Annotated in this window: 25 protein-coding genes and 2 tRNA genes; 8 read left to right on the top strand and 19 right to left on the bottom strand. The window is 52.2% G+C overall.

Annotation, left to right across the window (positions count from 1 at the left end; translation table 11 throughout):
• Positions 1–38: 38 nt before the first annotated feature.
• Positions 39–2,414, bottom strand: a complete 2,376-nt coding sequence (gene ppsA, locus CZ787_RS06425) for a phosphoenolpyruvate synthase (protein ID WP_087107647.1) — start codon at positions 2,412–2,414, stop codon at positions 39–41.
• 230 nt (positions 2,415–2,644) lie between these two features.
• Here ppsA and CZ787_RS06430 point away from each other — a divergent pair, with 230 nt between their 5' ends.
• Entirely contained in the window at positions 2,645–3,478 is an 834-nt protein-coding gene (locus CZ787_RS06430; protein WP_087107359.1) for a pyruvate, water dikinase regulatory protein, read from the top strand.
• A gap of 27 nt (positions 3,479–3,505) precedes the next feature.
• Here the strand turns inward: CZ787_RS06430 and CZ787_RS06435 are convergent, their stop codons facing one another.
• From CZ787_RS06435 to CZ787_RS06450, 4 genes are all read right to left on the bottom strand, one after another.
• A complete protein-coding gene (locus tag CZ787_RS06435; RefSeq protein ID WP_087107361.1) occupies positions 3,506–4,084 on the bottom strand; it encodes a hypoxanthine-guanine phosphoribosyltransferase in 579 nt (192 codons plus the stop codon).
• Positions 4,085–4,127: 43 nt separating this feature from the next.
• Complete coding sequence (gene nagZ / locus CZ787_RS06440; RefSeq protein ID WP_087107363.1) at positions 4,128–5,153, bottom strand: beta-N-acetylhexosaminidase; 1,026 nt, start codon at positions 5,151–5,153, stop codon at positions 4,128–4,130.
• Between the two features lie 77 nt (positions 5,154–5,230).
• Positions 5,231–5,758 carry a L,D-transpeptidase gene (locus CZ787_RS06445; RefSeq protein WP_087107365.1) on the bottom strand — a complete coding sequence of 176 codons (528 nt, stop codon included), beginning with the start codon at positions 5,756–5,758 and terminating at the stop codon, positions 5,231–5,233.
• Positions 5,736–6,413, bottom strand: a complete 678-nt coding sequence (locus CZ787_RS06450; protein WP_087107367.1) for a TetR/AcrR family transcriptional regulator — start codon at positions 6,411–6,413, stop codon at positions 5,736–5,738. The genes CZ787_RS06445 and CZ787_RS06450 overlap by 23 nt, the downstream gene beginning before the upstream one ends.
• A gap of 264 nt (positions 6,414–6,677) precedes the next feature.
• On the opposite strand from CZ787_RS06450, the gene lexA reads away from it, so the two are divergent.
• Positions 6,678–7,355: a transcriptional repressor LexA gene (gene lexA, locus CZ787_RS06455; protein ID WP_087107369.1), complete on the top strand. Its 678-nt coding sequence runs from the start codon at positions 6,678–6,680 to the stop codon at positions 7,353–7,355.
• Between the two features lie 107 nt (positions 7,356–7,462).
• On the opposite strand, the gene purU is transcribed toward lexA, so the two are convergent.
• Positions 7,463–8,317, bottom strand: a complete 855-nt coding sequence (gene purU / locus CZ787_RS06460; RefSeq protein WP_087107371.1) for a formyltetrahydrofolate deformylase — start codon at positions 8,315–8,317, stop codon at positions 7,463–7,465.
• 293 nt (positions 8,318–8,610) lie between these two features.
• Here purU and CZ787_RS06465 point away from each other — a divergent pair, with 293 nt between their 5' ends.
• A complete protein-coding gene (locus tag CZ787_RS06465) occupies positions 8,611–10,188 on the top strand; it encodes a ribonuclease J (RefSeq protein WP_087107649.1) in 1,578 nt (525 codons plus the stop codon).
• Positions 10,189–10,254: 66 nt separating this feature from the next.
• Here the strand turns inward: CZ787_RS06465 and moaE are convergent, their stop codons facing one another.
• The 10 genes from moaE to CZ787_RS06515 all read right to left on the bottom strand — a co-directional run bounded on the left by moaE (position 10,255) and on the right by CZ787_RS06515 (position 18,080).
• Positions 10,255–10,710 carry a molybdopterin synthase catalytic subunit MoaE gene (gene moaE / locus CZ787_RS06470; RefSeq protein ID WP_087107374.1) on the bottom strand — a complete coding sequence of 152 codons (456 nt, stop codon included), beginning with the start codon at positions 10,708–10,710 and terminating at the stop codon, positions 10,255–10,257.
• A 3-nt stretch (positions 10,711–10,713) separates the two neighbouring features.
• Positions 10,714–11,514, bottom strand: coding sequence for a cyclic pyranopterin monophosphate synthase MoaC (gene moaC, locus CZ787_RS06475; protein ID WP_087107376.1), 801 nt, complete (start codon positions 11,512–11,514; stop codon positions 10,714–10,716).
• 5 nt (positions 11,515–11,519) lie between these two features.
• Positions 11,520–12,080, bottom strand: a complete 561-nt coding sequence (mobB, locus tag CZ787_RS06480) for a molybdopterin-guanine dinucleotide biosynthesis protein B (protein WP_087107378.1) — start codon at positions 12,078–12,080, stop codon at positions 11,520–11,522.
• Between the two features lie 51 nt (positions 12,081–12,131).
• A complete protein-coding gene (locus tag CZ787_RS06485) occupies positions 12,132–13,364 on the bottom strand; it encodes a uracil-xanthine permease family protein (RefSeq protein ID WP_087107380.1) in 1,233 nt (410 codons plus the stop codon).
• A gap of 87 nt (positions 13,365–13,451) precedes the next feature.
• Positions 13,452–14,081 (bottom strand): uracil phosphoribosyltransferase, encoded by a 630-nt coding sequence (upp, locus tag CZ787_RS06490; protein WP_087107382.1) that lies wholly within the window; start codon positions 14,079–14,081, stop codon positions 13,452–13,454.
• 98 nt (positions 14,082–14,179) lie between these two features.
• A complete protein-coding gene (gene ung, locus CZ787_RS06495) occupies positions 14,180–14,863 on the bottom strand; it encodes a uracil-DNA glycosylase (protein ID WP_087107383.1) in 684 nt (227 codons plus the stop codon).
• Complete coding sequence (gpt, locus tag CZ787_RS06500) at positions 14,856–15,344, bottom strand: xanthine phosphoribosyltransferase (protein WP_087107385.1); 489 nt, start codon at positions 15,342–15,344, stop codon at positions 14,856–14,858. The genes ung and gpt overlap by 8 nt, the downstream gene beginning before the upstream one ends.
• An 8-nt stretch (positions 15,345–15,352) precedes the next feature.
• Positions 15,353–15,898, bottom strand: a complete 546-nt coding sequence (locus CZ787_RS06505; RefSeq protein ID WP_087107388.1) for an adenine phosphoribosyltransferase — start codon at positions 15,896–15,898, stop codon at positions 15,353–15,355.
• A 38-nt stretch (positions 15,899–15,936) separates the two neighbouring features.
• On the bottom strand, positions 15,937–17,235 hold the full coding sequence (locus CZ787_RS06510; protein WP_087107390.1) for an NCS2 family permease: 1,299 nt from the start codon (positions 17,233–17,235) through the stop codon (positions 15,937–15,939).
• A 218-nt stretch (positions 17,236–17,453) separates the two neighbouring features.
• Complete coding sequence (locus CZ787_RS06515) at positions 17,454–18,080, bottom strand: riboflavin synthase subunit alpha (protein WP_087107392.1); 627 nt, start codon at positions 18,078–18,080, stop codon at positions 17,454–17,456.
• Between the two features lie 454 nt (positions 18,081–18,534).
• Between CZ787_RS06515 and CZ787_RS06520 the strand changes: the two genes are divergently transcribed.
• From CZ787_RS06520 to CZ787_RS06535, 4 genes are all read left to right on the top strand, one after another.
• The gene (locus CZ787_RS06520; protein ID WP_087107394.1) at positions 18,535–19,578 is read left to right on the top strand and encodes a methionine ABC transporter ATP-binding protein; all 1,044 of its coding nucleotides are present in this window, start codon (positions 18,535–18,537) and stop codon (positions 19,576–19,578) included.
• Positions 19,559–20,212, top strand: a complete 654-nt coding sequence (locus CZ787_RS06525) for a methionine ABC transporter permease (protein ID WP_087107396.1) — start codon at positions 19,559–19,561, stop codon at positions 20,210–20,212. Before CZ787_RS06520 ends, CZ787_RS06525 begins: the two co-directional genes overlap by 20 nt.
• A gap of 105 nt (positions 20,213–20,317) precedes the next feature.
• Entirely contained in the window at positions 20,318–21,109 is a 792-nt protein-coding gene (locus CZ787_RS06530; protein WP_087107398.1) for a MetQ/NlpA family ABC transporter substrate-binding protein, read from the top strand.
• A gap of 67 nt (positions 21,110–21,176) precedes the next feature.
• Positions 21,177–21,644, top strand: coding sequence for a GAF domain-containing protein (locus CZ787_RS06535; RefSeq protein WP_087107399.1), 468 nt, complete (start codon positions 21,177–21,179; stop codon positions 21,642–21,644).
• Here the strand turns inward: CZ787_RS06535 and CZ787_RS06540 are convergent.
• The 3 genes from CZ787_RS06540 to CZ787_RS06550 all read right to left on the bottom strand — a co-directional run bounded on the left by CZ787_RS06540 (position 21,641) and on the right by CZ787_RS06550 (position 22,417).
• Positions 21,641–21,916, bottom strand: coding sequence for a hypothetical protein (locus CZ787_RS06540; RefSeq protein WP_087107401.1), 276 nt, complete (start codon positions 21,914–21,916; stop codon positions 21,641–21,643). The genes CZ787_RS06535 and CZ787_RS06540 overlap by 4 nt on opposite strands.
• Positions 21,917–22,242: 326 nt before the next feature.
• Positions 22,243–22,319: transfer RNA gene (locus tag CZ787_RS06545), tRNA-Val, on the bottom strand.
• 21 nt (positions 22,320–22,340) lie between these two features.
• Positions 22,341–22,417, bottom strand: a tRNA-Val gene (locus CZ787_RS06550).
• Between the two features lie 172 nt (positions 22,418–22,589).
• Between CZ787_RS06550 and CZ787_RS06555 the strand changes: the two genes are divergently transcribed.
• A complete protein-coding gene (locus CZ787_RS06555; RefSeq protein ID WP_087107403.1) occupies positions 22,590–23,663 on the top strand; it encodes an endonuclease/exonuclease/phosphatase family protein in 1,074 nt (357 codons plus the stop codon).
• Positions 23,664–23,671: the final 8 nt, after the last annotated feature.

A 23,671-nucleotide genomic window follows, 5' to 3' on the forward strand; every position in this document is an offset into this window, starting at 1 on the left:
CAATGGCCGGGCGCAAAATAGCGGTTTACAGGTCGACGTTAGGTAATTTTCTCGCCTGCCAACATAAACCACGTCTCAAGTACTGCGTCAGGATTGAGAGATACCGAATCAATTCCTTGCTCCATCAACCATTTAGCCAATTCAGGATGATCCGAGGGCCCTTGCCCACAAATACCTACATATTTGCCCTGGGCTTTACAAGCCTGAATAGCCATTGCCAACAACTTTTTCACCGCCGCATTACGCTCATCAAATAGATGCGCCACGATGCCTGAGTCACGATCCAGCCCCAGCGTTAACTGCGTAAGATCGTTAGAGCCGATTGAGAAGCCGTCGAAGTGTTCAAGAAATTCTTCAGCTAACAATGCATTAGCAGGTAACTCGCACATCATGATCACTTTCAGCCCGCTTGCATCGCCGCGCTTCAAGCCGTTTTCTGCCAACAGATCAACAACCTGTTTGGCTTCATCGGTGGTGCGTACAAAGGGCACCATGATTTCGACGTTATCAAGCCCCATCTCTTCGCGAACGTATTTTAAGGCGCGACACTCAAGCTCGAAGCAGGGGCGGAAAGCTTCCGAGATATACCGCGAAGCCCCGCGGAAGCCCAACATGGGATTCTCTTCGCCCGGCTCGTAAAGCTTACCGCCAATCAGGTTTTCATACTCATTGGACTTGAAATCAGACAGACGCACGATAACCCGCTGAGGATAGAAAGCCGCCGCCAGCGTGGAGATACCTTCAACCAGCTTGTCCACGTAGAAAGTTACCGGGTCGGCATAGCCCGCAGTACGTAGATCAATCACCTGCTGCAAGTCAGCCGGCAGCGTTGCATAATCCAGCAGTGCCTTGGGATGGACACCAATCATACGGTTGATAATGAACTCAAGCCGAGCAAGCCCTACGCCTGCGTTAGGCAGGCTGGCAAACCCAAACGCGCGATCTGGGTTGCCCACGTTCATCATGATTTTGAAAGGAATTTCAGGCATGGCATCGACACTTGACACCTTGCAGTCAAAATCAAGCAGGCCATCATAAACGTGGCCGGTGTCACCTTCAGCACAAGAAACGGTAACATCAATGCCTTCTCTAAGCTGCTGCGTGGCGTCACCGCAACCCACCACTGCAGGAATGCCTAACTCACGAGCAATAATCGCCGCGTGGCAGGTACGTCCACCACGATTGGTAACGATGGCAGACGCCCGCTTCATAATGGGCTCCCAGTCTGGATCCGTCATGTCGGTCACCAGAATGTCACCGTCATGAATCTTATCCATCTCTTCCGGGCTCATGACCACTTTTACGGTGCCGCGACCAATACGCTGACCAATCGCTCGGCCAGTAATTAGCGTACGGCCCTTCTCGCGCAGCTGGAAACGCTCTAACTTGCCCCCTTCCTGCTGCGAGACCACCGTTTCAGGGCGTGCCTGCACGATATAGAGCTTCCCGTCGTCACCATCAAGCGCCCACTCAATATCCATGGGGCGCTCATAGTGCTGCTCAATCGTCACCGCCTGACGGGCCAGATCCATCACCTGCTGGTCGCTAATACAGAAACAATTACGCTGATTAAGCGGCACATCAACGGTGTCGACGGATTTACCGGCGCTGGTTTCCTGGCCGTAAACCATCTTGATGAGCTTGGAACCCAGGTTACGCCGTAAAACCGCCGGGCGTCCAGCGGCTAAAGTGCCCTTATGAACATAAAACTCGTCAGGGTTAACGGCGCCTTGCACAACCGTTTCGCCCAGCCCCCACGAGGCCGTCACAAAGACAGCATCGCGGTAGCCTGATTCGGTATCCAGGGTAAACATGACCCCAGAGGCGCCCGTCTCAGAGCGCACCATTTTTTGGACACCCGCTGACAACGCGACGTTTTCATGCGCATAGCCACGGTGAACGCGGTAGGAAATTGCGCGATCATTAAACAGCGAGGCAAACACCTCGTGTACAGCGCGCTTGATATTATCGAAACCTTCGATATTCAGGAAAGTTTCCTGCTGGCCAGCAAAAGAGGCATCCGGCAGATCTTCCGCGGTTGCCGAGCTGCGCACCGCCACTTTCAGCTGAGGGTGTTGCTCCTGCAGTTGCTCATAGGCCTGACGCAGCGCACTTTCAAAAGCAGGCGGCAGCGGCGTATCAATGACCCATTGGCGAATATTACTACCCGCTTCCGCCAGTGCTTTAACATCATCAACGTCCAGGCGCGATAGCGTGCTATTAATGCGTTCGTTAAGCCCTTCATGAGAGAGAAATTCACGATAAGCGTGAGCCGTAGTGGCAAATCCACCCGGTACGGTTACCCCGGCACCTGACAGGTTGGAAATCATCTCGCCCAGCGAGGCGTTTTTACCACCCACGCGTTCGACGTCGGCCATACCTAGCTGATCGAACCACAGAATGTACTCTTCCACGCAACCCCCTCGCTTTAAGACGTTGATGCAATCTTTTAGATCGCCAATCATTGATCGTGTCACCCTATCACCGTGCCACCCTATTCGCCATTGGTCTAATAGCGAAGGGAGTGGAGGATTTTTACAACATAAGGCGTATACGGGCGATTTATGTAGTCGCTTGGGGCGTTGTGCTTAGCGAATGCTCGGCACACAATAGCGTCTCTATTATTTAATTGACGGGCGTGATTATGAAGCGGACAGCTTTCTTTATTTCCGATGGTACCGGTATTACGGCCGAGAGTTTGGGTCGAAGCCTGTTGGCTCAATTCAGCGATATTGAGATCAACATGCTGACCAAGCCTTATATCGATACGCTTGAAAAAGCGGAAGCGCTTGCCCGGATTATTGAATCCACTGCCGCTCGAGATGGGCAACAACCAATCATTATCGATACCATCGTTGACCAGCAGATACGCGATGTGATTCGCAAAGCGCCAGGCTTCAAGGTGGATATCTTTTCTACCTTTTTGAAACCCTTGGAGCAGGAATTAGGCACCCACTCTTCTTACAGCGTGGGAAGAACTCACTCGATTGGCAGTGACGATGTCTATATGGACCGGATTCATTCGGTACACTTCGCACTTGATAACGACGATGGCGCCCGTACGCATCAATACGACAAAGCCGATATTATTTTAGTGGGCGTATCGCGCTGTGGCAAAACACCCACATCGCTTTATTTAGCGCTTCAGTTTGGCATTCGAGCGGCCAACTATCCGCTTACCGAGGACGACCTTGACGAAGACGGCACGCTCAAGCTGCCCAAGGTGTTAGCACCGCACCAGCGCAAGTTGTTTGGGTTGACTATTGATGCTCGCAGGTTATCCGCCATACGCAATGAGCGTCGGCCGAACAGTCGCTATAGCTCAATGGATCAGTGTTTGCAGGAAGTCGAACAGGCCGAAGCGCTTTACCGAATTATGCATATTCCGTTTATTGATGCGACGCGCTTTTCAGTAGAAGAAATTTCGACACGAATGATTGCCGAGACAGGCTTAGCGAGGCGCTTCTCCCCCCGCTAAACCAGCATTAAATAACAAAGCTAAAAATTACATGCCTTTGGGGGCGAAGATACCTGGGGCGTTACGCCAGTAACCTTTGTAGTCCATACCAAAACCGAACACATAGCGGTCCGCGACCTCCAGGCTGCAGTAATCAGCTTTCAGGCCCGGCACCGCTTTTCGGTTATGTTGCTTATCCACCAGGACGGCAGTCGTAACGCTGGCTGCCTGAGCTTCTTTACAGTAAGCAAGAATCGCGGCGAGCGTCGACCCTTCATCCAAAATGTCATCCACGATAACGACGTGACGTCCGGCCATGGGAATTTCAGGCGATACACGCCAGAAAAGCTCGCCACCGCGCAACTCGTTGCGATAACGCGTGGCATGCAAATAGTCCACTTCCAGCGGAAACCCCAATCGGGTCAGCAGATGCCCGGTCGTAATCAAGCCACCGTTCATCACACAATAAAAAACCGGCAGTTTGTCACCCAGGTCTTCAGTAATTGCTTCCGCCATGCGATCCAGCGCCCGCTCGACTTCTTCCTGAGAGATCAGGCAGTCTGCTGTTTCCATTAGCTGGCGCATTGAGTCCAATGACTCAAGCGCTTCTTTATCCAATTTGGACATGGGGTAACTCCCAAAAAATGTAGCAATATTGCGAAAAGAAAAATCAGGAGGGGTTAGGGCAGTCCGCCAGCGCTTCTAGCCTGGCATGCGTACGTCGCCAACGCCCCAGCGCGGTCAGCGCATCCAAATCAGGTCGTGCACGGCCATAGCGGAGTTTCGCGGGACGCTTATTGGCGATGCCTTGGCTGGCTTCAACAACCTCAAGCGCAGCGGTACGGTCGTTACACACCAGCAACATATCGCAGCCAGCGGCGAGTGCAGCAGCGGCACGCTCGCGTGGCTCACCCGCTTCGTGAGCACCTGCCATACTTAAATCATCTGAAAAAATACAGCCTTTAAAGCCCAGCGATTCACGCAGCATACCCAACCAACTGGGCGAAAAGCCCGCCGGGCGTGTATCAAACGCTCGATAAATGACATGCGCGGGCATGATGCCATCCAGCTGGGAAGCTAGCTGTGCAAAGGGGACAAGGTCGCGTTGTTTAATTGCCTCCATTGAACGCTCATCAATGGGCAGTGCGACATGGGAATCCGCGGCTACGCCGCCGTGGCCAGGGAAGTGCTTACCCACAGCGGCCATGCCCGCCTGATGCAAGCCCTCAACAAAAGCGGCGCCTAATTGAGCAACGTGCTCAGGGTCACCACTGAAACTACGGTCGCCAATGACGCTAGAAATTCCGCTATCCACATCAAGCACTGGCGCAAAGCTGATATCCAGCCCACAGGCGGCCATTTCCATGCCAAGCAACCAACCTGCGTCTATGGCGAGAGAGCGGCCTTCTTCAGGGTCTTGAGCATAACGCTCGCCAATTCGGGCCATGGCTGGTAAGCGGGTAAGTCCTTTTTTGATACGCTGTACGCGGCCACCCTCTTGGTCAACCGCCAATAAAAGATCGCCCCGTATGCGCCTTATATCGCTACACAGCTTGCGCACCTGGTAGGCGTCTTCCACATTACGGGCAAACAAAATCACGCCACCGACAGCGGGTTCAAGCAGCAAGCGCTTTTCAGCATTGGATAATTCAGGCCCTTCCAGGTCGAGCATGACCGGGCCAATAGGTTGAGTCATTAGCAGGGATCCAATAAAAGGGCCGATGATTTTAGACGATCAACGCACAGAGTCAAAAAAGCCTCTGCATAAGGCCACTACGGACGGCTGCCATGTAGCCAAACAGGCGTTCCAGGCACGGCGCGCTCAAAGATATAAAGCAGGTCCTCATTGCGCATACGAACACAGCCATGTGAAGCAGGTTTGCCCATCGGTTGATCGGGCGGCGTTCCGTGTACATAAATATAGCGGCGCTGAGAGTCGACGGAACCTGCGCGGTTAAATCCTCGCTCTAACCCACAAAGCCATAAAATTCGCGTCAAAATCCAGTCACGTGTCGGATGAGCGTCGGCCAAGTCACTTGAGAAAATTTCACCGGTAAAACGCCTGCCTCTAAATACGGCATTGACCGGCTGTTCGTGGCCAATTGCCGCGCGAACATAGTGCCAGCCATGCGGTGTTTGGCCGCTTCCATCTTGCTGGCCAACGCCAGCGCGTCCAGTAGAGATAGCGCACTCAAAGCCTGGTGTTTGACCCTGCCACCAGCGCAGGATTTGTGCGCTGGTATCAATTTCGATCCAGCCGTCTTTTTTAGGTGGCAACTCAGCTAACAGGGGCGTTCGCATGCTGCGCTCCTTCAACCTCTTGCGGCAGTGGAGCATTCATGGCGGCAACGACCACAGGACGCAGGCGCCGCACTAAATCACGCACAGTCACCTGCTCCTGATAGTCCTTGGAGGCGATATCACGTAGCGCATCCAGCCCCGACAAGGTGAATATGACCGTACCCAACATAAAGTGCAGCCGCCAAAAACGCTCGGCATCGGGTAAATCAGGGGTCGCCTTACGCACAAGCCCGGTAAAACGGGTAAACACATCCCCATATTGTTCTTGAATATGGCGCCGTAAATGCCCTTGCGCTTGACTATAGGCTAACCCCAATAAGCGCATAAAGACTTTCAAACTATTGCGTTCAGCAGGCACCGCTAGCACCGTGGTGGCCATTGTTTCAAGCAGCTCTTCTAGGGGGATGGGGCTATCGGCATAGCGGGCTTCAAGCTCATCGAGCGCACCATGAAAACGCTGAGTAAACGGGTCTAGATAGCGTGAGAATACGGCTTGGATGAGGGCTTTCTTGGAACCAAAATGATAATTAACGGCCGCCAGGTTTACCCGCGCTTTACTGGTGATGTTACGCAGTGACGTTTCAGCAAAGCCACGCTCTGCAAACAGCACCTCAGCGGTATCCAGGATGCGCGACACCGTGTCAGATTGTGCCATTATGGCCTCCGGAGAAACGAGTGTTTAAAACATGACAGAATAGTAAGTCATATCTTAATCAGGCTCAATCACCCTTATTAGCCGATTTTTTATTTGGTTACCCTGCGCATTAGCGTTAATTCAAACGTCTTACCGGTGACAGTCAGTGTTTTAACAAGCTGCTTTTTTAACCATGTACTGGATAGAGCAACATACTGTATACTTAAACACATACTGATCAAGCAGACAGATACCGACTGTCTTTTATTGTTTATGGAGTTTGGTATGTCGCGGCCACTCACAGCACGTCAGCAACATGTTTTTGATTTTATAGTAAAAACCATGGGTGAATTCGGCTACCCTCCCACCCGCGCCGAAATTGCCAAGGCCTTGGGCTTTAAGTCCCCCAATGCCGCTGAAGAGCATTTACGTGCTCTTGAGCGTAAAGGCGTGATCCGGATTATTCGCAATACGTCGCGGGGAATTCGCCTCCCCAACCAGGAAGCGCAGGACGTTAGCGAATTACCCGCCACCGTTGCGGCCAACAACAATGATCTTCCGCCGATGGGCTTGCCGGTTATTGGTGAAGTTGCCGCTGGCAGCCCGATCCTTGCAGCGGAGCATATTGACCGTTACTGCCCGCTACCCGCGGAATATTTCACCCCTAAAGCCGACTATCTCCTGCGGGTACGCGGTTTATCCATGAAGGATGTGGGTATCCTGGAAGGCGATTTACTAGCGGTGCACCGCACTGATCGTGTACGTGACGGGCAAATCGTCGTTGCGCGGCTGGAAGATGAAGTAACCGTAAAACGCTTTCAACGCCAAGGGCATCAGGTAATGTTGATTGCAGAAAACGCTGATTTTGCACCGATTGAAATCGACCTGCGAACCCAATCCCTGGATATTGAAGGCGTAGGTGTAGGCGTCATCCGTGGCGGTAATGGCCAAGCGCTAGGCTAATAATCCGTTTGCGTAAAATCGGATTTTAAAAGCATCAAGGGGGTGGCCCTTTTCATGACCACCCCCTTGTTTTGTTACTGATTCAGCTTCAACAGTTTTTAAAACGCTTAGCTAAAGACCACCGTCTTATTGCCGTGGATCAAAACGCGGTCCTCCAGATGCCAGCGCAGGCCTCGCGCCAGTACGGCTTTTTCTACATCGCGTCCAAAGCGAACCAGGTCGGTTGGCGTATGGCAATGACTCACGCGATGAATATCCTGCTCAATAATCGGCCCTGCATCCAACTCCTCCGTCACGTAGTGACACGTCGCGCCAATCAGTTTTACACCGCGCTCATAGGCCTGATGATACGGTTTGGCACCGGCAAATGAAGGCAAGAAGCTGTGGTGAATATTAATCACCTGCCCAGCATAGCGCTCACACAACGACGGGGGCAGAATCTGCATATAGCGCGCCAATACAATACAGTCCGCTCGCGCGTTATCGATAAGCTCCTGCACCTGAGCAAACGACGCTTCCTTATTATTCGGGTCCACCGGCACATGGTGATAAGGAATACCGTACCACTCAGCGATTGAGCGCATGTCTTCGTGATTAGAAATCACACCGGCTATGTCACAATCCAGCTCACCTGCCTGCCAACGGTAAAGCAAATCCACCAGGCAGTGAGACTCACGAGAGACCATGAGTATGACTCGCCGACGCTTTTGGGTATCCATCAGCGCCCACTGCATGGAAAACTCTTGAGCAATTGGCTCAAAGGCGCTGCGTAATGTTTCAACGGACATGCCAAGCGAATCGGCCAATATCTCATAACGCATAAAAAAGCGGCCTGTTTGCAAGTCAGAATGCTGACTGGCTTCAGTGATAGAGCCGCCTTGTTGAGCAATAAAACCAGACACACGGGCAACAATACCCACCTGATCGGGGCAGGAAACGACTAAACGATAATAATGAGACATGTGAAGTACTCTTGACGAACTACGAAATACGAGTGACTTAGCGTAATGGCGCAGCAAATAGCGGCTAAATAGCAACGTCGTAAATAACGGCCGCCTAGTGTACCGGAACCCCGTTAACGAAGCACCGTTATCTAATGTCGGGGGTCATTGTTAGCCGCCCCTGCCTTCCCGTATAGTTAAGACATTACTTTTTAGGCTTTTCATAACCGATGCATCCACCACGCGTTCAACTTCGCCCTCGCCGCCGCCCTCCCCTGCGCCTACTGCCGCTGGGTGGGTGTGGTGAAATTGGCATGAATCTAACGCTGTATGGATACGACGATCACTGGATCGCGGTCGACTGCGGCATGATGATTCGCCAGGATTTGCCTAACTCGCCCCTTCAGGTACCTAACCTGGGCACCGCCGAGACGCTGGGCATAACACCCCAAGCGTTATTTATAACGCATGGCCATGAAGATCACATTGGCGCGGTTGCTTGGCTATGGCCCAAGTGGAACTGCCCTATCTATGCCACCCCACTTGCGGCAGGCCTCTTACGCGCAAAATTCGCTGAACACCAACTAAGTAGCGCCGCGATTAAGATTATCGAGCCGGGCGAAGCAATGGAAACGGCGCCCTTTTCGGTGCGCTATTTGCCGGTTACCCATTCGATCCCTGAAAGCTGCGCACTGGTCATTGTGATGGGCGACTACCGCATAATGCACACAGGGGATTGGAAGCTGGACCCAGAGCCGCTGATTGGCACGCCCATCAACGCGGCGCAATTTCGAGCGCTTGCCCCGATTGATTTAGTAGTAGGTGATTCAACCAATGCCCCTCTGCCTGGCCACTCCAGCAGTGAAGGCGATGTGGCTAAAGCGCTCTCTAAAACACTGAATGAATGCAAGGGCCGCGTCGTGGTCTCCTGCTTTGCAAGCAACCTGGCACGCGTATTAGCCATTGGCCGGGCGGCTCATCAATGCGGCCGTCGGGTCAGTTTGATGGGACGATCCATGGAGCGCATGGTGAGCATTGCACGCGGGCTTGGCTACATGGATGACTTTCCAGCGCTTGTCCCCCCTCATGATTTGGGCTATTTGCCCCCCGATGAAGTGGTGATTATCGCCACAGGTAGCCAGGGTGAACCTCGTGCAGCACTGCAACGACTTGCTCAAGGGCGCCATCCGTTTATTGACCTTGAGCCTGGCGATAACGTCATTTTCTCTGCCAAAGCTATCCCCGGCAATGAACGCCCCATTGATCAGCTCAAAAAACGTTTGGTCCAACTTGGGGTCACGATCTTTGATGAGGTTAATCATCCTGAGCTGCACGCCACCGGCCACCCTTCGCAAGATGAACTCGTCAAATTCTACCAGTGGATCAGGCCCAAATATTTGATCCCCGTGCACGGCGAGGCGCGCCATCAGCAGGCCCACCAAGCGATTGCAGACTCCTTGGGCATCAGCGCACCTTTAGCACCCGTTAATGGCGACATGATCGTTATGGACCACTTGGGACTGCGCTGCGAAGCCCGCCACCCTCAACCGCCCTGTATCGTTAATCAGAATAGCGTTGTGCCGCATCCAGGCCTGGATGCCACCAAGACCACGACGCGCCGAGGCAGTTTATTTCTCGCCTTGCCTGTTGCGGCCAGCGATACCGGATGGTGGCGCATCGGTCGCTTGATGCTGGATAGCAGCAACGCCAGCCCACTCGATGAAGATAGCTTTAGCGAATGGCTGGACAATCAGTTGGAGGAGATTAAAGCGGATACGCTGGCTGATTTGCGCTTTGCGCTACAGCCACGCTTGATTCATTGGTTGGCGGATCACATGCAGCACATGCCCGAGGTTCACTTACAAATAATGGCCGCGGAAGCGCCTCTATAAACGAAACGAGGCGTAACCGAATCCTTTAGAACGCAGCACACTCGCTAGGCGGGTACTGTAATCGTCTTATGCCCAGCGCTCGGCATCTTGCCAATCGGTAGCGCGTTCTTTCACCCAATACTCACCCTGTGTGGAATGCTCCTTTTTCCAGAACGGCGCTTGGGTTTTTAAAAAATCCATAATAAAGTCACACGCTTCAAATGCTTCGCGCCGGTGAGCGCTCGCCACCAGCACCCTAACGATGGGATCACCCGGCGCCAGGTAGCCCACCCGATGAACAATATAAACCGCTTGGAGCGACCAGCGCTGCCACGCCTGTTCACCTATCTGCTCCAGCGTACGCTCTGTCATGCCGGGGTAGTGTTCCAGGGTAAGTCCGGTGACATCAGGCGACTCGTTAAAGTCCCGAACCAACCCTGTAAAACTGACAACCGCGCCAATATCAGTTCGCTGAGCGAGCGTAGATGCATAGCCATCGCCTAATGAAAAAGGCGCTGACTGGATTCGGACCTGGATATTCATCAATTAGCCCCCTGTCACGGGTGGAAAAAAGGCGACTTCATCCTCGTCAGTAATCCGTGCGCTGTCGTTGGCCATCACCTGGTTAATCGCACACAGCGTCCGCTGGTCGGTGAGCATGCTAAATCGCGTATCACGCTGGCTCAGCGCAGCCTTCAAACCCGCAATATCACGGCTCGGCACCTGGTCCAAGTCAAGCACCGTATCACTCACACCGACACGTTCACGCAGCTCGGCTAAAAACTTCACCCGAACACAGGGCGAGGCGCAGCGTTCGCCTAGTGTCACTTCGCCTGCCGTCCCTTCCCCCGTCACAATGGGGGCTTGCGGGCGAGCACTGCGCTGATAATCGCCACGTACGCCGCCGCGTTTGCTTTCAAGCTGAACAGCGTCGATACACATATCCTTATCGACGGCTTTACACATATCGTAGAGCGTTAAACACGCGACCGACACCGCGGTAAGCGCCTCCATCTCAACACCTGTGCGCCCATTTAATCGACACAGTGCCGTCACGTGGACACAGCCCTGGGCCGGGTCGATATCAAATTCAATGGAGACTTTGGAAAGCGCCAACGAATGACATAAAGGGATTAATTCATGGGTACGCTTCGCGGCCTGAATACCGGCAATACGGGCCGTTGCAATGACATCGCCCTTGGGTAACTCGCCATCACTTAGCAGCTTGAGCGTTTCTGGCTGCATTAAAACCCGCCCCGAGGCGACGGCCTCACGACGTGTTTCGTGCTTATCACCCACATCGACCATATTAGCTTCACCACGCGTATTGAGGTGGGTTAGCTGCATGTTTATCACCTATGTTTTAAAAATGTGCCATTGGGTTGAGTGCTCGCCCACGTACGCACCCAGTGAGTAATTGCATCGATATCATTAAGGTTTAGCGGGGTAATCCGGGGGTCAAGCTCAACCGGTGATTGATCATCAAGTGCCACCGCCTGAATCGTCGCATCATGAAGAATAGACGGCTCTCCAATTCCCTTACGATACAGTACAAGCTTGGGAATGGGCCATGCTTTGAATCCTTCCACGATAACAAGGTCTGGCTCATGGTAAGCCATCATCGCCAGCAACGCTGCCAGGTCTGGCTCATCCTGACCCGGCGTTTCCTGCATCAGCGCAAAACGTTCACGTGAAGCGACCAGCATCGGTGCCGCCCCAGCGCTACGCAGCTCATAGCTATCTTTACCGGGTTTATCCACTTCAAAACTGTGATGGGCATGCTTTATGACAGCTACCTTTAGCCCTGCCTGGCGCAACCGTGGCAGCAACTGCGTTAGTAGCGTCGTTTTTCCCGTTCCACTCCAAGCGACAACGCCGAGTACGGGAAATGCAGTGGCTACATTACTTACCATATACATGTCTCCTTCCCTGGTAATGAATCCTGATAAGGACGAGGGGGCTGTTTACTCCCCTTCGCGCTCACGAGGCAATAGCCAATTCAATATGATACCTACGAGAGCCGCCAAGCTTACGCCCTGCAGGGTAAATTGACCTCCCCCAAATTGCATACCGCCAATACCAAACACTAGAATCAACGACACCACCACCAGATTGCGTGGCGCGGTTAGCGACTGACCCGCACGTACTAGCGTATTCATTCCGACGACAGCAATCGAGCCAAACAGCAGCGTCATAATGCCGCCCATTACCGGGCCTGGAATCGTTTGCAACAGTGCACCCAGCTTGGAAATAAAGGCCAGCAGAATGGCGATGATCGCCGCGACAATCATATAAACAGGGTTAAACGCCCGCGTCAGTGTTACGGCACCGGTTACTTCGGAATACGTCGTGTTGGGTGGGCCGCCAAACAGTGCTGCCACCATGGTCGCCAAACCATCACCCAGCAATGTACGGTGCAGGCCCGGTTTTTCGAGATAATTTTTACGCGTTACCGAACCAATCGCCACCATATCTCCGATATGCTCAACCGCAGGCGCAATGGCCACAGGAATCATGAATAAAATAGCCGCCCAATGAAAGCTAGGCGCGGTAAAATTGGGTATTCCAAGCCAAGCCGCTTCATGTACCGGTGTAAAATCGACAACCCCCATCACCAGGGAGAGTGCATAACCGGTAACAATACCCCCCATAATGGGAATCAAGCGCAGCAGGCCACGCCCAAATACCGCTAATACCAGCGTCACCAGCAGGCTGGCCATGGATAAAAAGATCGCTTGACCATAGCTGATATTGTCGCTGGTTTCCCCGGTTGCCATGCTAACGGCCACCGGCGCTAACGCGAGGCCGATCACCATGATGACTGGGCCAACCACCACCGCCGGTAACAAACGATTTAGCCAACCGATACCGCGTACGCGTATGATCTGGGAAATAACGACATACACAAGACCGGCTACCAGTAAACCGCCAAGCGTCGCGGAAACACCAAAACTGGCAATAGACCCCTGGATAGGCGCGATAAACGCAAACGAGGACGCCAAAAACACCGGCACCGACTGCTTAGTAACCGCATGAAATATTAGCGTCCCCGCACCGGCAGTAAAAAGTGCAACACTTGGATCCAGGCCCGTTAACAGCGGAACCAGTACCAACGCGCCAAATGCGACAAACAGCATTTGTGCTCCGGTCAGCAGTACCTTCGGCCAAGACTCGGACCGGCTGCCAGCATTACTCATCACTCAACTCCCAGGAATCAATTTATATCGAAAAGGCAAAAAAATGCCCCCAACGCGAAGCGTAAGGGGCGCCGTTAGGCAAAACGCTTAACGCGTTCCAAATATCTTATCGCCGGCATCTCCCAATCCCGGCACGATATAACTATTCTCATCGAGTCGATCGTCTACCGAGGCCGTATAAATTTCCACGTCTGGGTAAGCATCCTGCACACGCTTGATGCCTTCGGGAGCAGCGACAAGAACAATGATCTTCATATGCTCACAGCCCCGCTCACGCAGCATGTCCAGTGTGGCGATCATGGAACCACCGGTTGCCAACATCGGGTCAATCACCAGCGCCATGCGCTCTTCAATATCGTTGGCGAATTTCGCAAAATACGGCACAGGCTGCAGCGTTTCTTCATCGCGATACAGGCCGACAACGCTGACGCGCGCACTGGGAATCAAATCTGTAACGCCTTCCAGCATGCCTAAACCAGCCCGCAGAATGGGTACAACCGTTACTTTTTTACCTTTAAGTCGGCGCGTGGCGATAGGCTCGCCATTCCAACCTTGAATTTCGTGATCCTCAAGCTCCAGGCCTTTCGTGGCCTCGTAAGTCAAGAGCTTGGCCACTTCACCTGCCAGTTCACGAAAGCTCTTGGTGCTCAAATCAACTTCGCGCATCAGTCCCAGCTTATGTTGAACAAGCGGATGGTTAATGGCGTAGACACTCATGGGGCTTCCTCACTGCAGTGTGGTATCAGGATAACGACTCAGGCCGCATCTTCAGGCATACAAAATTGCGCGCATTCTACCTGCATCTGTCCATCAGGTTAAGCGCTTTCGGGCAGTTGCCATTCAACGGGCGAACGTCCTTGCCCCAGCAGGAACTGGTTCGCTTGAGAAAACTGGTGATTGCCAAAAAAGCCACGATGGGCAGACAGCGGCGAAGGATGGGGCGACTCCAGCACTAAATGGCACCGCTGATCAATCAACGCTTTTTTCTGGCGCGCATGACTACCCCATAACAAAAACACGCACGGCGGAGCATGCTGGCTTACCGTTTCGATTGCTCGATCGGTAAACGGCTCCCAACCTTTGCCGCGGTGCGACGCGGCATTGCCTTGCTCAACGGTTAACGCCGTGTTTAACAGCAAAACGCCTTGTTTGGCCCAGCTAACCAGGCTGCCATGCGGCACCGGTTTAACGCCCACATCGCTTGCCAGTTCTTTATAAATATTGGCAAGCGACGGGGGGATTTTCACCCCCGGCTGAACAGAAAAGCTTAACCCATGCGCTTGACGGGGGCCGTGGTACGGGTCCTGACCTAGAATAACGACTTTCACTTCTTCCAATGGCGTCAGTTCAAACGCACGAAACCAATCAGAAGAGTGAGGGTAAATAACCTTTTTAGCCGCTTTTTCCTGAGCCAAGAACTGTTTCAACGCCTTCATATAGTCGGCTTGAAATTCATCACCGAGCCACCGGCCCCAGTCGTTCGTTAATGGATTAGTCATAAGTCCTTTTAACTTGATCAACGAGAGGCTCAACATAGGCAACTCCCATATCCCAAGGGAATTGAATCCAGCACTGCTGGGCCACTTCAGTGAGATATTGGTCAACCAAAGGGCGCCCTTCTGGCTTGGCATAGATAGTGACAAAATGCGCTTTAGGCATCATTTCACGTACCGCACGCGCGGTTTTACCGGTATCCACCAGATCATCGACCAACAGCCAGCCTTCGCCATCATGGTCAACGCCCTTCATGATATTCAGACCGCCCTGGTCCATATGGTCATAGCTTTTAATACAGATCGTATCAATCAGGCGTACGTTAAGCTCACGTGCAATAAGTGCCGCCGGGATTAACCCGCCACGGGTAATCGCCACAATACCCTTGAAGTCCCGCTCCATCATTTGGTGGCAAAGCTGACGCACATCTCGGTGCAGCTGGTCCCAGGAAATAATGAAGTGTTGGTGATAGCGTTCGCTGCTCATGAGAGGCGTTACTCGTCTTCGTTGAAAGAACATACCGCGAATACGCTGAAGCCAGCATCGCGAATTTTCTGAGAACCGCCCAACTCGGGTAGGTCAATAATGGTGGCGGTTTCTACGACATGCCCACCACAGCGCTGAATAAGATTTGCAGCGGCCAGCATAGTGCCGCCGGTGGCAATCAGGTCATCCATCAGCAGTATCCGGTCATCTTTCTGGAATGCGTCAGAGTGCAGCTCAACTTCCGAATGGCCGTATTCCAGCTTGTAGGTTTCACTGACCGTTTTAAAAGGCAGTTTGCCTTTTTTTCGTACGGGCACAAAGCTACAACCTAGCTCATAGGCGAGCGGCGCACCGATAATGAAACCACGCGCATCAATCGCGGCGATGGCATCCAGGTTCATTTCCTGATAGCGATGCACGAAACTGTCGATCAGCTTGCGAAACGCCGCACTGTTTTGTAGCAAGGGAGTAATGTCACGAAAATTCACTCCCTGCTCGGGCCAATCAGGAACGGTGCGAATAACCGACTTAATGTAGTCACCGTAGATGCTCATCGCGTCTCTCATAGATTAATAATAAATAGCCTGGATAATTAACCCAGGAATAGAAACTTCGCTGCAAACAGCAAGGCCAGAATCACGACAGCAGGATTCAGGTCGCTAAACCGGCCTGAAAGCGTTTTAATTCCTACAAAGCTAATAAAGCCCAAAGCAATACCGTCAGCAATTGAAAACGTCAGCGGCATTGCCAATGCTGCAATTAATACCGGAGCAGCATCGGTTGGGTCTTCCCAGTTCGCATGGGATAAACTGCCCGCCATGAGTACCGCAACGTACAGCAGCGCACCGGCGGTGGCATAAGCCGGGATAGAGCCTGCTAACGGCGCAAAGAAAAGACTGATTAAAAACAGTACGCCGACCACGACGGCCGTTAGGCCTGTTCGCCCACCCGATGCAATACCCGCCGTTGATTCGATATAGCTCGTTGTGGTTGAGGTACCGAGTGCCGCGCCTGCCATGGATGCCGTGCTATCGGCCATCATGGCGCGCCCGATACGAGGCAGTTTGCCATCCTTGTCGAGTAGGTTACCCCGATGAGCAACCCCTACCAGCGTGCCGGATGTATCGAACAGATCAACAAACAGGAACGCAAAAATAACGCTAAGCATCGCCACATCAAGGGCACCCATCAGATCCATCGCCATAAAGGTAGGCGCGATAGAGGGCGGCATCGACATCACACCGTTGTATGCATTATGGCCCAACAGCATCGAAATGAGAGTAATGCCCAGGATGCCAATTAATACCGCGCCTTTGACCCGCAGGTACGCCAACGCCGTAATCACAAAAAAGCCCAGCAATGAATAAAGAGCCGCTGGCTGTGAAAGATCCCCCATCGCGACCAGAGTCGCCGGATTAGCAACCACAATACCTGCGTTTTTAAGCGCAATCATGGCCAGGAAAAGCCCAATACCTGCCGCAATCCCTAAGCGTAGCGAGAGTGGAATCGAGTTGATAATCCACTCACGGATTTTAAAAACACTCAGTACGAAGAATATCAAACCCGAGAAGAAGACCGCACCAAGCGCGGCTTCCCAGGTATATCCCATACCTAGCACCACGCCGTAAGTGAAGAAGGCGTTAAGCCCCATCCCCGGTGCTTGCGCAATGGGGTAATTAGCCCAAATCCCCATCACGAAGCAGCCAATCGCTGCCGCCACACACGTCGCAACAAAGACGGCACCGTAATCCATACCCGCTTCCGACAGGATGCTAGGGTTTACGAAAATGATATAGGCCATCGTCAGGAACGTTGTGATCCCGGCGACAACCTCTGTTTTCACATTCGTATTTAGCTCAGTGAGCTTGAAATACTTATCCAGAAGTTTCATGTATGTTTTTATCCTACGCGCAAACGCAGTATGCGTCCGTATGCGTCCCCTTGGAGCGAGAAAAGCCGCACATGTTACCGAAAGCTCCCGCGTGATGCGAGTACCTAACACACAGCCGGACACAGCCGGTTTAAGCGGAGCCACCTCCGCTGACACTAACGCTAGCAATCTTCAGGCCATCAGCTAACCAACAGGTCAACCAACCACCCGCTGCTTTCTTATAATCGTTTAGCCAGCACGCGCTCGACCGTTTCGACAATCACCTGCGTTTGCGGATCAATTTCAATATTGACCTTATCGCCAGGCAGACGCTCTTTGAGCATGGTGCGTGAGAGCGTTTCGGGTATCAGATTTACACTGAACTCAATGCCGCTATCATCTGCCGCGCGACGCACATCTCCGACCGTCAAACTGATACCATCAACGCCGATATACCCCTTTTCAAACACAAAACGGCCAATCGTGTCGGGTAGAGAAAACCAAAGCCGACGGTTATTGGGAGCTTCTTCTATAGCGACGACGTTGGCCATACAGATAATATGGCCGGACATCGAATGCCCCCCAATCTCGTCGCCAAACCGTGCAGCACGCTCTATATTGACGCGCCCACCCGGCTCAAGTGCACCAAGATTAGTCAAGCGCAGGGTTTCTCGCATCAAATCAAAGCTAACGTTATCGCCATCAATAGCGGTAACCGTTAAACACACGCCGTTATGGGACACAGACGCACCAATTTCCAACCCCTCACGCATTTCGGACGGCAATGCCACTACATGGGTTCGAAACGCGTCAAGTTCATGCACCTCTACTATACTTGCGGTGCCCTGCACGATGCCGGTAAACATAATCAACCCTTATTACGTCACTTTGAAAACGCCTATTCAAACACGAAATCAACACGGCGCAAGTTTATCCTTGTGAAGTTAACAATGCGCACACCGCACCCGGGAAAGTTTGATGGACACCATGCTTGACGCAAATCAAATGCCTTGATTGACGCAATGCAAAGAGCAGTACGTTTAAAAACATACGACTGCGCCTAATCAAGCGGCCACACGCGTATAAAGCAGCCGGTTTCAATTGACAAAGAGGAAGGGGCTGCTTAGACTTTCGGCCCATGTAATGGCGCCGATTTGTACCCATATTGCGGGCGCCCACCAAGCCATAGGCTTGGTGAAGTGCAGCTAAAAGGGTGTGTCCAGCGTTGATGGCCACCCGAAAGGGTGGCCTTTTTTTTATTCCTCGCCCTACGCTTGCTCCCTTGCACTCCGTCTTTGGCCTCCTATTAAGGCAGACGCTATGATTGAACTTAGCAACGTCAGTAAAACTTATGGCAGCGGCAATAACGCCGTTCACGCCTTGAAAGATGTTAATTTGCACGTACCTAGAGGCGCTATTCACGGCGTTATCGGCCTATCCGGCGCTGGAAAATCCACGCTAATCCGTTGCGTTAACTTACTTGAGCGGCCAACCAGTGGCAGCGTGACCGTGGATGGCCAAGAGATGACTCGTTTAAACGGCGGCGCCCTAAACCAGGCACGTCACCGCATTGGCATGATTTTCCAGCACTTCAACTTGCTTACTACGCGGAACGTGTTTGATAACGTTGCTCTGCCGCTTGAGCTGATGGGTGAAAAACGTAGCGCCATTCAACGCCGCGTACTCCCGCTACTGGAAATGGTCGGGCTGGCTGACAAAGCCAAACAGTATCCCGCACAGCTCTCAGGTGGCCAAAAACAGCGTGTTGCTATCGCCCGCGCTCTGGCCAGCCAACCCAATGTGCTACTGTGTGATGAAGCAACATCGGCGTTAGATCCACAAACTACCGGCTCTATTCTTGAGTTGCTGCGTGATATTAATCACCAGTTGGGTATCACTATTTTGTTGATTACCCATGAAATGGAAGTGGTTAAGTCAATTTGCCACCGCGTAAGCCTTATTTCCAACGGCACACTCGTGGAAGACGCAGAAGTCGGCGACTTTTTCACGGCCCCCAACACTCAGCTTGGCCGCGAATTTTTGAACGACTTTCTCCAACTTCCCCCCCCTAAAGAGCTGATCGAACGCTTAAACGATACGCCAGGAGAGACCACTCACCCCGTCGTACGCCTAACGTTTTCTGGCGATGCCGTCTCAACACCGCTTATCTCCCGCTTAGCCCGTGAGTGCAATGTGGATGTCAGCATTTTACAGGCCAAAGTCGAGTCCATTCAGGATCGCACCTTAGGGCTTATGATTGCAGAACTGCTCGGCACGACAGAGCAGACGCAACAGGCAATGGATTATCTTCAGTCTCACCAGTTAGAAGTCGAGGTACTTGGTTATGTCCAGCGCAATGTTTGACCTTATTTTACAGGCCACGCTGGATACGCTGTATATGGTGGCCATCTCCGGCGTCATTTCGACACTGCTCGGCCTACCGTTAGGCGTATTGTTGTACGCGACACGGCCAAGACAAATTCTAGCCCAGCCAGTGCTTAATCAGGTATTGAGCATTATTACTAATATTGGCCGCTCGATTCCTTTCATTATTTTGATGGTGGCCATCATCCCGTTCACACGGATGCTGGTAGGCACCTCGATAGGCATCAACGCCGCATCAGTTCCCCTAACCATTGCGGCCATCCCTTTTGTGGCACGTCTGATAGAGGGTGCACTCAATGAGGTGTCGCCAGGCCTGGTTGAATCTGCTCAATCCATGGGCGCGACCCCTTGGCAGATTATACGCAAGGTACTTGTACCAGAGGCGCGGGGCGGCATCATTACAGGACTAACCATTACGCTGGTAACGCTAGTCAGTTACTCCGCGATGGCGGGCGCAGTAGGTGGTGGTGGCTTGGGAGACCTGGGCATCCGTTATGGATACAACCGTTTTAACCCCACTATTATGCTGATTACCGTGATTATTTTGGTGGTCATGGTGCAAGGCTTTCAAAGCCTGGGCGACTATCTGGTGCGCAAAAGTGATCGTAAATAGTGGTCGCAATTGGCCATGCTCACTTATAACAAAAAAACATTAGAATTATTTTTCTTATTCCAATATTATTAAAAAATGACGATACAACGCATTAGGAGACTTATCATGCAAAAACTAATAATTGGTAGCCTGACAGCCTTGGCACTGGCCGTTAACGTTGCCAACGCAGAAACCCGCACGCTGAAAATGGGTACCGTTGCCGGCCCCGAAACTGAAGTCATGGAAGTAGCGGCGCGGATTGCCAAAGAAGAGTACGACCTCAATGTCGAAATTATCGAATTTACCGACTACGTAACGCCCAACGTTGCGCTGGCCGACGGCAGCCTTGATGCCAATGCCTACCAGCATGCCCCCTACTTGGATGCAATGGTTAGCGATCGCGGCTATGATCTTGCCGTTGCAGGCTATACCTTTGTTTATCCGATCGGTGCTTATTCAGAAAAATTCGACAGTATTGAAGATCTGCCCGACGGTGCACAGATTGCACTGCCCAACGATCCTTCCAATGAAGGTCGTGCACTAATTTTGATGCATAACGAAGGCCTGATCACCCTGAACGATCCGGAGAACCTGGAAGCAACGCCGATCGATATTGCCGAGAATCCGCGTAACTTCCGCTTCCGTGAAATTGAAGCCGCCCAGTTGCCCCGCGTATTACGCGATGTCGACATGGCGTTTATCAATAACACGTTCGCCCAGCCAGCAGGCTTAAAGCTTGACGACGCCCTGATCAAAGAAGGCCCTGAGTCCCCCTACGTGAACCTTATTGCTGTGCGCGGCGGTGACGAAGAGCGTGAAGACATTCGCCAACTGGTGGATGCCTATCAGCGCGACGAAGTAGCAGCCAAAGCTGAAGAGCTGTTTAAAGGCGCTGCCGTACCGGGCTGGACTGAATAACCCCTTCAGCAAGCACCTCATCAGGCCGACCTTAGTGTCGGCCTGATGCGTTTATGATGAGATAATGATGCCAACCATTAATTACACGCTACTCAACCGCCAGCTTGAAGCCCTGCTTGATACACGCGACTGGCTTACCAACAGTGCTCAAATGTGCGCTTTTATTCAGCAGGAAGTACCTGACCTAAACTGGACGGGGTTTTATCTTCAGCGTCAACCTGAGGTTCTGGGGCTAGGGCCTTTTCAGGGCAAGCCCGCCTGCCACCCTATCCCTTTTAGCAAAGGCGTATGCGGAGCCGCAGCGCGCCAGCAGCAAACACAGCGGGTCGATGACGTACACGCCATCGCAGACCATATTGCCTGTGATGCCGACTCACGCTCCGAGCTGGTCATTCCCATCGTGATAGAAGGTTATCTATGGGGCGTTCTAGACTTGGACAGCCCTCTACCTGCGCGCTTTACCGCAGACGATCAGGCAGGAATCGAAGCGCTAATAGCGACTTTTCAGCGCCAAACAGATCTACCGACCCGCTAGTGGTAAGCATGTAGATGAATCGTGCAGTAAGCGCGAAAAATAACGTCACTCATGGATAGTTCAGAGCGGCGGCGCGCTTTTCTTAGCGTTTGGTTGAATATTTCTTCTGCCTTATAGCGGCTCAACCCTAGCTCTTGAGCCGTATGAAAATACTTATCAAGCTCCACACTCTCAATATTATCGCTCACTAGCGGCGGTTTGTTTGCAGATTTAAGGCCTAACTTTAAGCCGCCAAAAACAGAGGCCCAACGGGGCAATAAATTAAGATACATATCTTCATCCTTGAATTATGTTCATGGATAGAGTTGTTCATCACGGCACGAATTCCCGCATACTGCCACGCCAATAGCTATACACATATTGTACTTCATGAAGCATGACGTTATCGTGACAGACACCATCTCACGCAAAAAGATACCGCTTGGGGGCGTGATGCTAGCCAAGGCGACACAGCGTACCAAGCACCCTAATCGCTGGGCGTTACACCCGACAAAGTAAGCTGTATGAATAAAAATGCTGCGCGAAATAAACGTGCACGGTATGAAAACGACGCTAAACGAAAAAACCCCGCGCTTAAAAAAGCACGGGGCTAACAATTTGGTAGGACCAGGCGGATTTGAACCGCCGACCTCCACGATGTCAACGTGGCGCTCTAACCAACTGAGCTATGGTCCTAAATAGAAAAGGTTGCGATGATGGTAGGACCAGGCGGATTTGAACCGCCGACCTCCACGATGTCAACGTGGCGCTCTAACCAACTGAGCTATGGTCCTGTCGTGCAACGGATGCGTATTCTACTTATTTATCACTGCATTGCAAGCTAATTTTTTCTTTCTGAACAACCCATTCACGCACTATCTCGCTATAAAATCGCTACGTAAGTGAGTATTTAAATTTTCAGCGTTTTAAACAATCCAACCCTCTTTCTAATGCAGGAAACCAATAATGCTCGCCCCTCTTCTTGTGTGCATGGCGTTAATACCACTGCTTGCAACACTGATTGCACGCATCCCTCTTCACTGGTGGTGGATCCGCTGTTTTGAATTCCCTCGCGTTCAAATAGCAACTCTGTCGCTGCTTTGTGGGGTATCCGCTCTCGTCTTTCTATCTCCTGGCAATTGGCATATCGCGATTTGGATTATCGTTCTCATCACCATCGCTTTACAAAGCCAATATATCTTGCCTTGGACCCGGCTGTGGCCAGTGGACGTTAAAAACGCATCCAAGCAGTCTCCCAGCAAACAGCACATTACGCTTTTAATTGCCAATGTGCTGACGCCTAATCGGCACACGGAAGGATTACTGGGGATGATCCAGCAACACCAGCCGGATATCATTTTAACCCTTGAGTCAGATCAGTGGTGGCAGGATAAGCTCGACCCCGTGCTAGCAGAACAGTGGCAATATAACGTTAAAGTGCCTTTAGATAACTTGTACGGCATGCATCTTTATTCGCGCTTGCCTCTGAAAGACGCCTCCGTTAAATGGCTGATCCAGGAGGATATCCCTTCCATTCATACTCAGGTTCAGCTTGAAAGCGGAGACCATATTCGTCTATATGCCGTCCACCCTCGTCCACCTGCACCATCAGAAAGCGAAAAGTCGCTATGGCGTGATGCCGAACTTTTATGGGTGGGCCAAGAGGTGCACCAAACGCCCCAGCCTACCCTGGTCGCTGGCGATCTTAATGATGTAGCCTGGTCACGTACCACGCGACTATTTTGCCGGGTTAGCGGCATGCTTGACCCCAGGCGCGGCCGGGGCATGTTTAGCACCTTCCACGCCAAGAACCCCTTATTACGCTGGCCTCTTGATCACATTTTTGTGACCAACCATTTTACCTTGGTCAACATGCAGCGCCTTGACGCCTTTGGGTCTGACCACTTTCCTATTCTCGCTACCTTATGCTATCAACCTTCTCGCCAAAATGAGCAGGAGCGACCCGAAGCCGACAGCGAAGAGCGTCAACAAGCCAGCGAAACTATTCAAAAAGGCAAAACCGAGAAGCAACAAACCTGATCGACTGG

Origin of the sequence: Halomonas citrativorans, assembly GCF_900163645.1 — a bacterium.
Lineage (GTDB): Bacteria > Pseudomonadota > Gammaproteobacteria > Pseudomonadales > Halomonadaceae > Vreelandella > Vreelandella citrativorans.